General features: G+C 38.5%; 12 protein-coding genes. 4 read left to right on the forward strand and 8 right to left on the reverse strand.

Annotated elements, in window-relative coordinates:
* Positions 1-257: 257 nt before the first annotated feature.
* Positions 258-4,403 (reverse strand): S8 family serine peptidase, encoded by a 4,146-nt coding sequence (locus QLQ22_RS17135; RefSeq protein ID WP_284015243.1) that lies wholly within the window; start codon positions 4,401-4,403, stop codon positions 258-260.
* Positions 4,404-4,774: 371 nt separating this feature from the next.
* Here QLQ22_RS17135 and QLQ22_RS17140 point away from each other — a divergent pair, with 371 nt between their 5' ends.
* Complete coding sequence (locus QLQ22_RS17140) at positions 4,775-6,016, forward strand: helix-turn-helix domain-containing protein (protein ID WP_284015244.1); 1,242 nt, start codon at positions 4,775-4,777, stop codon at positions 6,014-6,016.
* Between the two features lie 492 nt (positions 6,017-6,508).
* Here the strand turns inward: QLQ22_RS17140 and QLQ22_RS17145 are convergent, their stop codons facing one another.
* The 4 genes from QLQ22_RS17145 to QLQ22_RS17160 form a co-directional block, all read right to left on the reverse strand.
* Positions 6,509-6,763, reverse strand: coding sequence for a DUF3886 domain-containing protein (locus QLQ22_RS17145; RefSeq protein ID WP_284015245.1), 255 nt, complete (start codon positions 6,761-6,763; stop codon positions 6,509-6,511).
* Between the two features lie 67 nt (positions 6,764-6,830).
* Positions 6,831-7,499 (reverse strand): CoA transferase subunit B, encoded by a 669-nt coding sequence (locus QLQ22_RS17150; protein WP_284015246.1) that lies wholly within the window; start codon positions 7,497-7,499, stop codon positions 6,831-6,833.
* 14 nt (positions 7,500-7,513) lie between these two features.
* Entirely contained in the window at positions 7,514-8,209 is a 696-nt protein-coding gene (locus QLQ22_RS17155) for a CoA transferase subunit A (RefSeq protein WP_223436487.1), read from the reverse strand.
* Positions 8,210-8,225: 16 nt separating this feature from the next.
* Positions 8,226-9,413: an acetyl-CoA C-acetyltransferase gene (locus QLQ22_RS17160; RefSeq protein ID WP_223436489.1), complete on the reverse strand. Its 1,188-nt coding sequence runs from the start codon at positions 9,411-9,413 to the stop codon at positions 8,226-8,228.
* Positions 9,414-10,007: 594 nt separating this feature from the next.
* Here QLQ22_RS17160 and QLQ22_RS17165 point away from each other — a divergent pair.
* Positions 10,008-10,913 carry a hydroxymethylglutaryl-CoA lyase gene (locus tag QLQ22_RS17165; RefSeq protein ID WP_284015247.1) on the forward strand — a complete coding sequence of 302 codons (906 nt, stop codon included), beginning with the start codon at positions 10,008-10,010 and terminating at the stop codon, positions 10,911-10,913.
* A gap of 88 nt (positions 10,914-11,001) precedes the next feature.
* Here the strand turns inward: QLQ22_RS17165 and QLQ22_RS17170 are convergent, their stop codons facing one another.
* Positions 11,002-11,127, reverse strand: coding sequence for a hypothetical protein (locus QLQ22_RS17170; RefSeq protein WP_284015248.1), 126 nt, complete (start codon positions 11,125-11,127; stop codon positions 11,002-11,004).
* Positions 11,128-11,239: 112 nt separating this feature from the next.
* Here QLQ22_RS17170 and QLQ22_RS17175 point away from each other — a divergent pair, with 112 nt between their 5' ends.
* Complete coding sequence (locus tag QLQ22_RS17175) at positions 11,240-11,368, forward strand: hypothetical protein (protein WP_275976716.1); 129 nt, start codon at positions 11,240-11,242, stop codon at positions 11,366-11,368.
* Between the two features lie 115 nt (positions 11,369-11,483).
* On the forward strand, positions 11,484-12,410 hold the full coding sequence (locus QLQ22_RS17180) for an alpha/beta hydrolase (RefSeq protein WP_223436493.1): 927 nt from the start codon (positions 11,484-11,486) through the stop codon (positions 12,408-12,410).
* A 42-nt stretch (positions 12,411-12,452) separates the two neighbouring features.
* Here QLQ22_RS17180 and QLQ22_RS17185 read toward each other — a convergent pair whose 3' ends face one another.
* Entirely contained in the window at positions 12,453-12,695 is a 243-nt protein-coding gene (locus tag QLQ22_RS17185; protein WP_070876733.1) for a DUF2552 family protein, read from the reverse strand.
* A 13-nt stretch (positions 12,696-12,708) separates the two neighbouring features.
* Positions 12,709-13,032 carry an iron-sulfur cluster biosynthesis family protein gene (locus tag QLQ22_RS17190; protein WP_284015249.1) on the reverse strand — a complete coding sequence of 108 codons (324 nt, stop codon included), beginning with the start codon at positions 13,030-13,032 and terminating at the stop codon, positions 12,709-12,711.
* Positions 13,033-13,273 lie beyond the last annotated feature (241 nt).

Genomic DNA, 13,273 nt, shown 5'->3' on the forward strand with positions numbered 1-13,273 from the left:
AATTTTTTCATCTAATTCTATTGTAAATTTCCATAAATGGAATAAGATTCAGAGATTCTTGGTTTGAAATCATTTTGGAAATCACCTGCAAACATTATAAAGTAAAAGGCAGTTGAAAGTTCGAACGATCTTTCAACTGCCTAATTTATAAATTATTGGACTTTTTCAGTGCCCTCGTTCAATACCAAGGCCATTTATCAGCAGCATTTCTCTTTTTTTATGGGATACAGGTCATAAAACGAAAATCATTCTGTTTCTTAATTAAATCTCATTTTCAATTCTTCTAATGTTAAATCCTTAGTTTTTTCAACTGGTTTATTGGACGTTGGGAAATATGGGTTGATCGACATGAAGTTCTTTTCGACAAAGTTAAAGTCAATAATGTCAACGACTCCATCTTTGTTCAGATCTTCTTTCAATTTATCCCCTGTATTACCAGCGTTATTTGCAACAAGTTTTGCGTCATAAATATCGATTACATGATCTCCGTTGACGTCTCCTGCAGCAGCCGTATCCGTATAGATAGTAAAGAAATTGCCTTGGACTTTTCCATCAATTGTCCTGCTTAAAGTTTGTTTTTTACTGTATAGGAAATGACCAGGAATATCTACTATTAACGTATAATCATCTTTTGTTGCAGGAATATCTTTAAACGTCATATACCCTTTATCTGAAATATCTGCACGGTACTGTTTGCCTTTTTTATCTACTAGATAAGCTTTTGTCCCAATTTTCGAATAATCTAAATCATAGTTGTCTAGATTAACTGCTTCACCATGATAGTAACCTTCTGCCCATGAGTGCTGAGAGATGAATTTAAACTTTTCAGCAAATGTTGGTAAAGAATACTTACTGCCAGAGCTTGTTTGATATGAAGATTCTTGATAATAGAATGCACTTTCTACCATATAATTATGGTCATCGACTACTTTTAATGTGATATCCAGTAAATCAATATCATTATTAATTGAAACTGGCAATTTTGTCTTTTTGTCTGAAATATCTAAAGCAAATGTTGAAATGTTAGACCAAGTGTTTTCTGTAAATTGCGGCTTTGCAACGCGAACAGTCCAATTATTTTTCTTTGCAAGATCCTCCAGCTGTTTTGATGGCTTAACGCCTGCAACTTTATAGAAATCAGGGACATCGATTGTGACAGAAGCACTTGTTAAATCTTTCGCGTTTTGAACTGTAAATGTATTTACAAACTCTGATCCAAGACTTACACTTTTTGCATTTGGTTTTATTGTAGAATATTTATCCCCTTTGTTAATAAAAGTAAAGTCTGGAAAAACCGGATTTCCTGCTGTTGCGTAATCATAAGTATAGATAGCAACATTTGTTGGATCGTTTGCATATTCTTCTGGCAGGACACCAAATTTAAATTCACCATTTGCATTTGGGAAAAATTCAGCTGTTGGCCAAAAAGAATCTTGATATGCGTAGGCGGTATTTTCTTCTTGAGTGATGTCATGTCCTCTGCTTTTTAAATAGTCAATCGTATCATCATACAATTTTCCATGCACCCAATATGCTGTATAATCTTGTCCGTCGTAACTTTCAGTTGTTAAATCTGAACTTGTAAGTTCTTTTATTCCTGTTTTCTTATCAAATTCCAGTGTTGGAGCTGTATTATCGATCACCATGTCATTATCGATTTTATATGTTTTACCATCTACTCCTGTACCGATATAAGAAACAATGTATTTACCTTCTTTAAGTGGTTCATATTCAAGTGCTAATGGTTTATTCGGATCACCTGTAAAATGTTTTACCTCACCTGAAAATCCGAAGAATATAAAGTAATCCGTATCAACTGACGCATTTTCTAAATTAAACGTGCCATAATACCCAATTGGTTTTCCATCTAGATCGCTAACCACTACATCAATCGTTTTCATATGACTATTTAACTTGAAATCGACTGGTGTAAACGGCTGGATGTATGGATGAAAGTTACTAAGGTCATTCGTTATTGCATGTTTATAAAATTTTAGCTTTTCGAATCCAGGTTTAGCATAACGAACATGGAAAGGAATTTGATATTCTGCAGTTTTCGACTCATTTTCAATATAAATATATCCCTGATATACACCAAATTCTGCATTAGCTGGAATTGATATTTCTGCATTAATATTTTTATTCTCATTTCCATTCACTTCAATCGTCGATGGTAATTGAAGCGTCACACCATTCTTGCCAGCTTCCTTTGAGACGCCATCGATTGTTAAAAATTCTACCCTTGTATGATATGTTTCTAGTTCACTGCTTAAATTCTTAATAGAAATCGAGGTTGCTCTATTTTGCGTCTCACTTGATTGTGCAATACTGCCAAAAGGTATAGATCCCGAAATGTCATCGATTTCTATTTTTAATCCATTTTCATCTAAGGAAGTCGTCTTATTTTGCACTTCAAAAAGCGTTGTATTGTGGACTGCCTCATATGCATCTACACGTCCTGCTCCAACTTCATTCACATTGTACGTACGGCCTTTTAAAGGATCGGCAGTATTCATTAATGCTGCCTTTACATCTGCAACTGTATAATCTGGATGTGATTGTAATAATAAGGCTGCAACCCCCGCAACATGTGGAGTTGCCATGGATGTTCCGCTTAAACTCGCATAACCGCTTGAGTAATCGACACCATCTTCTGGACTATTAATATATTCTGGAACAGTAGAGAATGTAGAAACTCCAGGTGCTACTACATCAGGCTTAATATCAAAGTTATTACTGACAGGACCGCGTGAGCTAAAATCAGCTAACACATCACCTGCAGTCATATTTGACTGTAAGTCTGTTAATTTAAGTTTAGCTGCAGGATCTGCTTTTAATTTTTCTGTAAGTTTTACTCCATCGTCATGTAACATTTTAAATGTTGGGATATAACCATGATTTTCACCTAGGTAAATTGGAATTTCGCCATCAACATTATTGAATATCAATACAGCTGCAGCACCTTTATCGTGAGCACGTCGAATTTTTTCATCAAATGATATTGTGCCGCGAGAGATTAATGCCACTTTCCCATTAATTTCTTTGTCCGTATAATCCTCTTCTGTGCCAATTCCTACTTCAACAACATCATACTCTTTATCAATTAACTTTAGATAATCTTTACCAAGACCATGCCCCATTAAAGTATTTTGAACTGAAATATCTGCTAAACTTGCTTTAACGGTTGGAATATCAGTCGGAACATCACTTGCACCAACAGTGATTGCCAGTGGAGAAGCACCTGGTGAACCTAACGTACCAGGACTTGGCCCTGCATTTCCTCCGGCTATAACTGGTATGACCCCTTTTAATGCTGCGTTGTTGATTGCTACAGATGTTGCGTCTAAGGAATGATTATTACTATTACCCAATGATAGATTTATCACATCCATTCCATCTTCTACAGCTCTTTCAATACCTGCGATAACCGATGAATCATAACCTGATCCATATTCTCCTAATACTCGATATGCATACAAGTCAACATTCGGAGCTACACCTGTCATGGCATATTCAACATCGTTTTTAGGGTTGGATGCGATGGTGCCAGCAACATGAGTTCCGTGTTCTGTATAGTATGAACTACCATTAATCGATTCAGGTTGATCAGATGCAAGCCATTGCGCTCTAGTTGTTTCCATTGGATCAGAGTCATTATCGACAAAATCATATCCGCCTTTATAAACATCTTTTAAATCAGGGTGATTATAGTCAATCCCTGTATCAAGCACCCCAACTTTTATTCCTTGTCCTTTTAAGCCCTCATTATGTAAACGATCAACTCCAATATGAGGAAGCGCTGGCGGAATTACTTTTGCAGTTGCTTGTTCTTGAGCAGCAGTCGATTCATTTATCGGTAATTTAACGACATTGTCTTTCCAAATCCTTTTAACTACACCAGTCTCAAGCAAGGTATTAATTTCATTTGCAGGAATCGTCATAGCCATTCCGTTAAATACATTCTGGTAAGTTTGTTTAATTTTATAGTGAAGTGAATTTTCTTTTAACTTCGGGTTCAATTCCTTCTTTTTATTGAAAAGCTCCTCTAAGCGCTGCTTGAAATATTCCTGTTCTCCGTTAATCTTTTCTGCTTTATTTTTTGATGTGCCTTTTGAGTTTGATTGCTGCGTAATATCGTTCGGAGCTGTTTTGAACTCAACAATGATATTTGCGGTTTTATCTTTAAGTGACAATAATTTCGGATCAATAATGAAGCCTTCTTGTGGGGTTAAACGTTTAATAGACTGTCTTTGTTCTTCTGATAATCCTTTTAAGATCGATTCAGCAGAATTTGAAATCGCATAAGATTTTTGTTGAGGCATTAAAAAAGATGTGAGAATGCTAGATGCTAATACACCCGTTAACATAACATTTAGTATTTTTTTCTTCTTCCGAAATTTCATCCATCAACTCTCCTTATAGTATAACATTTTATGGAAACTAATTGGTTCAATATTCCTTGTTTCATCGCATTCCTCCCGATAGAAAGATAGTGTAAAATTAGAGTAGAATAATTAGAAAACTCTATTAATTCATATTGTACTTGAGCTTATATGTAAGGTAAATTGGGGGAATTGTCTCATCAATGGACCTGTTTTTAATTGAAGAATAGTAAAACCATTTAAAATACATTGTTAATATTTGTAGAAATACGCGTTATCAGAGAAATCGCACCAATTAAATAGGTAATTTTAATGAAATTATCCATTTTATACTTGGGGGAATTTTGGTACAAATACGTAAATATGAATATTTTTCAAAGGAGAAATACGTTATGTATGAGGGGAAAATCATAAAATTTTATCGTGAAAAAAATAAAATAACTCAAGAGCAATTAGGAAAAGGTATTTGTTCTGGTACTCATATTAGTAAAATTGAGCGTTTACACACTGAATATGCCCCTGAAATTGTCACCCTTTTATCAGAACGTCTAGGTATAAATATGAAATATGAAATAACAAAACTCCGTAATCTTAAAGATCGCTTATATCAATGGCAGGATGTTATTATCATGCAATTATTTGATGAAATGGATCTTATCAATGATGAACTTGAAAAAGAAGATTTAATTCAAATCTCAGAGTATATAAATCTTTATCAATTACTTCGAGTCAGGTACTTACTGATGCATAATTTACCCGATGATGCTTTTAATATCATCCATGGAATCCAAAAGAATGAACATAAATTATCATCCTACGAAGCCAACTTATTAAAACACGTATTAGGCATTTACTATTTAGCAAAACATGAAAATCTTCATGCAGTCCATACACTAAAATCTATCGATGAATCCGACTACAATAACAAAGAATATACCTACCATCTAGCAGCCGCATACCATTCCATTGAATCACCTGTCATGGCTTATTATTACGCAGATAAATCGCGTCAATTTTTTAAAGAAATTAATAACTATCTTAGAGTGATTGATGCAGAAATGCTTATGCTGATCCAAGTTAAAGATGATGGCGAATTTAAAGAGACGATTCAAAGGTTCCAAAACCTGATCAAAAGCTGCGAACTTTGTCATTCACCTGTTCGAAAAGCAAGGGTATTACACAACTTAGCTTTTGAATACTTCAGACGAAATAAATTTGAGCTTGCGTGTAAGTACTATAAAGAGTCAATGAGTCTCAAAGATAATGATTCAAGTCCTTATTTACTATCTTTAGACGGATATATTAGAAGTTCATTAAATGGGGGCATACTTACTCGAGAGGAACTAATACATCTTGTTAAAGAGGGACTTGAAACTGCTATAAAGAAAAATGAAAGACTTTTTATTATCTTATTTAATCTACTTAGTTTTTTAATTGAAGAGAAAGAAAAAGAATACCATCAATACTTATGTGATCAAGCTTTACCAATGTTTAAACAATTTGGCTTTGTCTATTTGATCCAGCGTTCAAAAAAAGAATTGTTTAACTATTACATTAAATTTAAACAAACTAATAAAGCCTTAAAAATGGCGGAATTGCTAATCAATCATGAAAAAAAGTCATGTCACTTATGATAAGTGACATGACTTTTTTTACCTTTATAATTAAATTTTGTGAATGTTAAATTAGAATTTCTAGTTAGTATTTACCTTGCTTTCTATGGTCGTACGTAATGCTCTTCGTAAAATATTGCCTGTGCTATTCTTTGGCAATTCACTTAACAATTCTATCTCTTTTGGCACTTTATATTTGGCTAATTTATCCCTGCAAAATAATAATAAGTCATTAGTACTGCCTAAACCACTAAAGAAATTCCATAAAAAGGTAAGGTTGCACCTTCGAATTTTTTCTGCAAATGGTAAGCCTGATTATACAGCGTATTATTTCTTAAACGATGAAAAACTATTTTCTTTATTAAAAATTAACGGTCAAGAATAAACCAAGAAGCAGCAACAGGAAAATCTGTAGTTGATCCTCTAAAAATGTTTCTAAACAAGAAGTAATTAATGTCACAGCAAAAACACACACAAAAAAAGACTCCATTTTGCGGAGTCTCTACCATCCAGTCATTTATAATCAGACCACTTCATATTGCTGTCATTCAGCAGCTCTTCAAAGCTTTTGTTCTTTTCTTTTTCTTTTTTCTCTTTGATTTTTTGAAGGCGTTCTAGCTCTGCCTTCTGCTCCTGTTCTTCCAGCAAACCTTTTTTCATGTTTGAAAGCTTCTGGAACAAGTCAGACTCAATATGATTCTTTAAGTTTAGGCTATCGTCAGTTTTTTTAGGCTGAGGTCTTTGCTGTTTTTTTTGTTTTTTAGCCATGATGATCACTCCCGTATCCTTTCATTATATACAAGAAAGGTGGTTTATAGAAAGCGATTTGACCCTTTTAATAAGCATCGAGTTTTACATCGTCTCCGATAATCAGCGCAGGCTCTGTAGATTTTTTGATATCTTCGATCGTGTAGCCTTTTGCCACTTCAACAAGCTTTAGTCCAAGCTCTGTCACATCTATGACAGCCTGATCTGTAATAATGCGGTGGACAACCTGTTTCCCCGTAAGAGGCAATGTGCACTCATTCAGAATTTTTGGTTCGCCTTTTTTGTTTACATGCTCCATGATGACAATGATTCTTTTTGCGCCATGAACTAAATCCATGGCACCTCCCATTCCTTTTATCATCTTGCCTGGAATCATCCAGTTTGCGAGATCTCCTGTTTCGGATACTTCCATTCCCCCGAGAATAGCCACATTGACGTGTCCTCCGCGGATCATGGCGAATGACTCAGCACTGTTAAAATAAGCAGAACCCGGAATAGCCGTTACCGTTTCTTTTCCGGCATTAATTAAGTCAGGGTCCACATCTTCTTCTTTCGGATAGGGTCCAATTCCAAGAAGTCCATTTTCAGATTGAAGAACAACCTGTTTGTTTTCGCTGATATAATTGGCAACAAGTGTCGGCATGCCGATTCCCAAGTTGACATAGAAACCGCTTTCAATCTCCTGTTCTGCTCTTCTTGCAATTTTTTCACGTACTCCTACTTTATCCTGTATCATCGCTTTGCCTCCTGTCATCCTATCTTTTGAACCGTTAACCGTTCAATGCGTTTTTGCTGTTCACCGAGTATCAATGATTGTACATATATGCCTGGAGTGTGAATCTCACTTGGATCAATCTCTCCAGCTTCTACAAGTTCTTCAATTTCAGCAATCGTTACTTTTCCGGCTGCCGCAATCATCGGATTGAAGTTTTGAGCTGTTTTATTGTATAGCAAATTGCCCATCTTATCTGCCTTCCACGCACGGACAAGACTGAAATCTGCCGTTAGCGCTTCTTCCAGCAAATACTCTTTTCCCCCGAAGCTGCGCGTCTCTTTACCTTCTGCAATTGGTGTGCCTACACCTGCAGGCGTGTAGAAAGCCGGGATACCCGCACCGCCTGCCCGGATTTTTTCAGCGAGCGTTCCCTGCGGGACAAGTTCCACTTCAATTTCGCCGGAAAGAACCTGGCGTTCAAATTCTTTGTTTTCACCAACATATGAGCTGATCATTTTTTTGATTTGCTTATTTTTAAGAAGCAGGCCAAGACCCCAGTCATCTACTCCGCAATTGTTAGAGATGATCGTTAAATCTTTTACGCCAGTTTCTACTAAAGCAAGAATCAAATTCTCAGGAATTCCGCATAAGCCAAACCCGCCAACCATTAATGTTGATCCGTCTTTAATGTCTTTCACTGCGTCTGTAAAAGATGTATTCACCGTTTTCATTTATTTCACCCCGGAATTATAGATTTTCTATGATTGTTGCTACGCCTTGTCCCCCGCCGATGCAAAGTGTCGCCAAGCCGCGTTTTGCATCTCTGCGTTTCATTTCGTGAATGAGTGTAACAAGGATTCTTGTACCGCTTGCTCCGATCGGATGTCCAAGAGCAATTGCCCCTCCGTTTACATTCAGCTTTTCTTTATCAAAATGAAGTTCGCGGTCAACCGCAATGGATTGTGCTGCGAAAGCTTCATTTGCTTCAACAAGATCAATATCCTTCATGCTGAGTCCGCTCTTCTTAAAGGCTTTTTGCACTGCTGCAACCGGTCCAATCCCCATAATGCTTGGATCTACGCCAGCGTTGCCGTTGGCTGTAATTTTAACCAGCGGCTGAATGCCAAGCTCTTCCGCTTTTTTCCGGCTCATCACAACTACGGCAGCTGCACCATCATTTATTCCAGATGCATTGCCGGCTGTTACTGATCCGTCTTTTTTGAAAGCAGCCCGCAATCCTCCAAGCTTTTCAGCTGTTGAACCCGCTCGCGGAAACTCGTCCGTATCAAATGTGACGGCATCTCCTTTGCGCTGCGGGATAACTACTGGCGTAATTTCATTTTTGAACGTTCCAGCCTGAATAGCATCTGTTGCCTTTTTCTGGCTCCAGGCAGCAAATTCATCCTGCTCTTCTCTTGAAATCTCATATTTATCGCATAAATTTTCCGCGGTTACTCCCATATGATAATTGTTGAAAGCACACGTTAACCCGTCGGAAACCATTGTGTCAATCAGCTTTTGATCACCCATTTTAAATCCGTCGCGTGCATTTTTTAATATGTACGGTGCCTGGCTCATATTTTCCATTCCGCCGGCTACGATTATGTCAGCATCTCCAGACAGTATAGCCTGTGCAGCAAGGTGAACCGTTTTCAGCCCTGAACCGCAAACTTTATTGATTGTCATAGAAGGAATGTTTTCCGGCAATCCTGCTTTAATAGCTGCCTGTCGTGCAGGATTTTGGCCAAGGCCTGCCTGAAGGACATTCCCCATAATGACCTCGTCCACCTGCTCCCCTTTTAATCCCGCTTTTTCGAGAGCGTCCTTAATAACGATAGCTCCAAGCTCAGGAGCAGATACACCCTTCAGCGATCCCCCAAAACTTCCAATTGCCGTACGGACTGCACTTACGATGACCACTTCATTGTTGCTCATTTTCTCATTCATCCCCTTTTTTCATTGGTTCATAGATTGGTTTCGCTAAATAAAGATAAATTCCTTCAAAATTTTCAAGATTCAAATTTCATTTGCATCTAATGCTAGTAAACTACTAATATAGAAATATGTAAACCCTTTCACAGAAAAGCGGAACCGACTGTTCAGCCCCGACAGGCAGATAAGGATCCGACAGAAAAGAATCAACTGGAATAGGCCAATTGAAGTGAAAGTCGATAATTCGACACTTTTGTAATTAATCCCAAGACTTTCTCGATTTATTCCATGACTTTTTCGGTTTTTCCCGAGACTTTCTCGTTTTATCCCGAGACTTTCTCGTTTTATTCCGAGACTTTCTCGATTTATTCCATGACTTTTTCGGTTTTTCCCGAGACTTTCTCGTTTTATCCCGAGACTTTCTCGTTTTATTCCGAGACTTTCTCGTTTTATTCCGAGACTTTCGTTATTGCGGTGGCGTTCGCTGCGGAATCCCCTGTTACGCCCCGCAAACAGGAAATGCATTCAGGCTGTGCCGAACGATCGGCTGCAGGCATCTATCTGACACACTCATTTTAGAAAGGCTGGTGCTTCAAGTTGAATCTTCCTGAACAGGTGACATTAATTGAAGTTGGCCCCCGTGATGGGCTTCAAAATGAAAAAAATGAAATTCCGACCGATATTAAGGTTCAGTTTATCAAGGAGTTAAAAAAAGCAGGATTTAAGGAAATGGAGCTGACATCGTTTGTTTCTCCAAAGTGGGTTCCCCAATTGAAGGATGCGGGAGATATTATTAAATACTGCACGGATGAGAGCCGGAATCTTGTGCTGACTCCGAACAAAAAAGGCGTGGCGCGGGCAATAGAGGCAAAGTGCCTGGATATAGCCTTCTTCGTGGGTGTAAGCGAGTCCTTTAATTTAAAGAATATTAATTCAACAACGAAAGAAAGCATGGAAAAGCTTCTGCCTCAAATCCGCGAGTTAAAAGCAGAAGGATACTTTATTCGGGCATGTGTTTCCACTGCTTTCTACTGTCCGTATGAAGGAAAAATTCATCCTGATGCTGTTCTGAACATTTGTCAGCAGTTTGCTGATGCCGGAGTGGATGATTTAAGTGTGGCTGATACAATTGGAATGGCGAATCCTCTTGAGGTTTATGAGCTTTTTTCCCGCTTGAAAGCTCAATTTCCTGACACGCTGCTGACGGCTCATTTTCATGATACGCGCGGCATGGCACTTGCGAATATTTATGCTGCTTTGCAGGCTGGAGTAGACAGGTTTGACACTTCTGCCGGCGGACTTGGAGGCTGTCCGTTTGCACCGGGCGCCACTGGAAATGCAGCGACTGAAGATGTTCTTCATATGCTGGAGACTATGAACATTGAGACTGGGATTGAGATGAATCAGCTTTTAAAAGCAGTAGAAGTGATTGAGCCCCATCTTGCAGGAGCGATTCAAAGCAAACAGTATCAGCTGAGCAAACGGGAGAATGCGGTTAAGTAAGAAATGCGGAAACAATGGCGGCAGCACAGCTTGGCAAACCTAATAAAAACAGCTGGGTCTCCGCTGAGAAATGCATTTGTCAGCAGGCTCAGATCCCGAAGCAAATGAGGACACCCCCGGACATCATGATGAAAAACGATTGAAGATTCTTTGCAGCAAAACTGATGATACCCGCTATACATGCAATTACAATTCCAGTTCCCAATGCTTTCATGTTTTCACGCTCCTTCCTCTTTAAACGTATTGGATAGCAGGATGTTTCATTTTAGCCGTATAATTTCTCTTCTTTTTCCAAACGTTAGGATTATAGAAAGGAGCGAGGTCTCATGTCACAAGAAAAAAGTTCTAAAAGTCAAAAAGGAAAACCAAATGCTGATACCGTAAAGAAAACGATGGCGTTTGAAGAAATGGAAAAGGCTGTACATCCGACAAAGCGTCAAAATTCTGAACAGTGATCATGCAGCAAGCCGTCCTGGCTTGTTTTTTTTGCCTGAAATGCGACTATCCTTATTTCCCGTCCGGCTTTTCTCATGCTAAAATAATTTCATAACCTTTGAGAGGAAAATGCATATGAAAAAATGGCTGATCGGAGCAGGCATTGTTCTCTCCTACATTTTTATCGTGGGATTCTTTTTTACCAATCAGATGATGTACATGAAAAAGAAGACGGATAAAGAAATTATTGACCGTGAAAAAAAGGACGGACATTACGATGAGAAGGAATTTGATTCTTATAACAAAATTGAAGTTTCCATCCCTTCGAAATTCGGCTATGACATTAAAGGCATGCTTATCGCCCCTCATAAAACCTATTCGTATGTGATTATTTGCCACGGGGTCACGATGAACCGGTATAATTCCATCAAGTACATGAAGCTCTTTTTAAACAGGGGTATGAACGTGCTGATCTATGATCACCGCAGACACGGGGAAACGGGCGGTAAAACGACGAGCTTTGGGCATTATGAAAAATTTGATCTCCAGTCTGTTGTGCACTGGCTGAAAGATCGGGTTGGCGATGAACTGCATCTCGGCATTCACGGAGAATCAATGGGAGCTGTTACCACGCTGCTTTATGCAGGCCTGGTTGAAGACGGGGCTGATTATTATATTGCCGATTGCCCATTTTCTGATTTACAGGAGCAGCTGCTGTACCGCTTAAAATCCGATTTTAAACTTCCGGGTTACCTGGTTATGCCGATCGCAAGACGCTTTCTTAAACTCCGCGACGGCTATTCTCTGCAGGATGTCTCCCCCATTGCTGTAATTGACCGTATCCATCATCCTGTTTTATTTATTCACAGCAAGGACGACGATTACATACCAGCTGCAATGACACAGCAATTGTTTGATAAAAAGCCTGGCTTCAAAAAGATTTACTTTGCTGAAAAAGGTGCGCATGCTATGTCCTATACCGAAAACCGGGAAGAATATGAACGCATCATTGATGAGTTTTTTGAGGAATTGAAGAAAAAACGGCATACTGCCAAGCTATAAGAGAAATGCCCGGATTCAAGCCCTGAATCCGGGCATTTCGTTTTAACCAAGAACATCTGTTATTTCTTTCATGTTTTCACCCATATAGGCGATGGCTTCGTCAATTGTGGCGAACTCTTTTGCCTCAAAGGTCATTTCATCCTGCAGAAGCCAGACATCTTTCTTATCCTCGTATACGCCGCCGATGGACCAATGAAGCAGTGTGTAAGGATGATTGCTGTTTAAAAAGGAAACCCATGTTTTATTCAATGCAATATTTTTAAGTGACGTTAAGCGATCCTTCATCTTTTTCTCCACCTCACTTTACTGTCAAGCTCATGCGGGGATTCAAGATTTGCGAAGGACATGTCAGCATGTATGTGTTTGCTGTTTCATTAAAATCGATGGTCATTTTTTCATCTAAGAAAACCATTTTAGATTTCTCAACAAGAACTGAAAATGCATTTGTTTCGATTTCCAGATCATCACTGTCTTTTTCATCTATGAGCCAAAGTGCCGTAACACCGCTGACAACGCAGCCGCAGCCGTCTGTATCATATTTTAGTTTGATGTGCTTACCTGAATTCTCCTGTACGTTCCCTGAAATTTTTTTGATTGCTCGATCTGTCCATTTTATTTCCATCATCTATGTCTCCTCATTTCAGCTTGCTTACGGTCATTTTATCATAAGTTTCCAAAACACGCATAAGGTGAAAATTCATCAAAAAGGGATGATTTTGCCCTTTTTGATGATTAGTTGAACCAATCGGGCTTTTACGGGCAGGTTTCCCCACTGATTACTTTATAGAGCCATAAAACATGGAGTCGGGGATATTACTGCCCGTTAATGCGGGATGAGAGCTTGCTTTGTCACATTGGAATGC

Origin of the sequence: Metabacillus hrfriensis, from assembly GCF_030127205.1 — a bacterium.
GTDB lineage: Bacteria > Bacillota > Bacilli > Bacillales > Bacillaceae > Bacillus_P > Bacillus_P dongyingensis.

Excerpts from the sequence above, each read along its gene's own strand:
- QLQ22_RS17170 (WP_284015248.1), bottom strand. The coding sequence starts at position 11,127 with ATGAAAGCATTGGGAACTGGAATTGTAATTGCATGTATAGCGGGTATC.
- QLQ22_RS17160 (WP_223436489.1), bottom strand. The coding sequence starts at position 9,413 with ATGAGCAACAATGAAGTGGTCATCGTAAGTGCAGTCCGTACGGCAATT.
- QLQ22_RS17140 (WP_284015244.1), top strand. The coding sequence starts at position 4,775 with ATGTATGAGGGGAAAATCATAAAATTTTATCGTGAAAAAAATAAAATA.
- QLQ22_RS17190 (WP_284015249.1), bottom strand. The coding sequence starts at position 13,032 with ATGGAAATAAAATGGACAGATCGAGCAATCAAAAAAATTTCAGGGAAC.
- QLQ22_RS17185 (WP_070876733.1), bottom strand. The coding sequence starts at position 12,695 with ATGAAGGATCGCTTAACGTCACTTAAAAATATTGCATTGAATAAAACA.
- QLQ22_RS17180 (WP_223436493.1), top strand. The coding sequence starts at position 11,484 with ATGAAAAAATGGCTGATCGGAGCAGGCATTGTTCTCTCCTACATTTTT.
- QLQ22_RS17135 (WP_284015243.1), bottom strand. The coding sequence starts at position 4,403 with ATGAAATTTCGGAAGAAGAAAAAAATACTAAATGTTATGTTAACGGGT.
- QLQ22_RS17175 (WP_275976716.1), top strand. The coding sequence starts at position 11,240 with ATGTCACAAGAAAAAAGTTCTAAAAGTCAAAAAGGAAAACCAAATGCT.
- QLQ22_RS17155 (WP_223436487.1), bottom strand. The coding sequence starts at position 8,209 with ATGAAAACGGTGAATACATCTTTTACAGACGCAGTGAAAGACATTAAA.
- QLQ22_RS17145 (WP_284015245.1), bottom strand. The coding sequence starts at position 6,763 with ATGGCTAAAAAACAAAAAAAACAGCAAAGACCTCAGCCTAAAAAAACT.
- QLQ22_RS17150 (WP_284015246.1), bottom strand. The coding sequence starts at position 7,499 with ATGATACAGGATAAAGTAGGAGTACGTGAAAAAATTGCAAGAAGAGCA.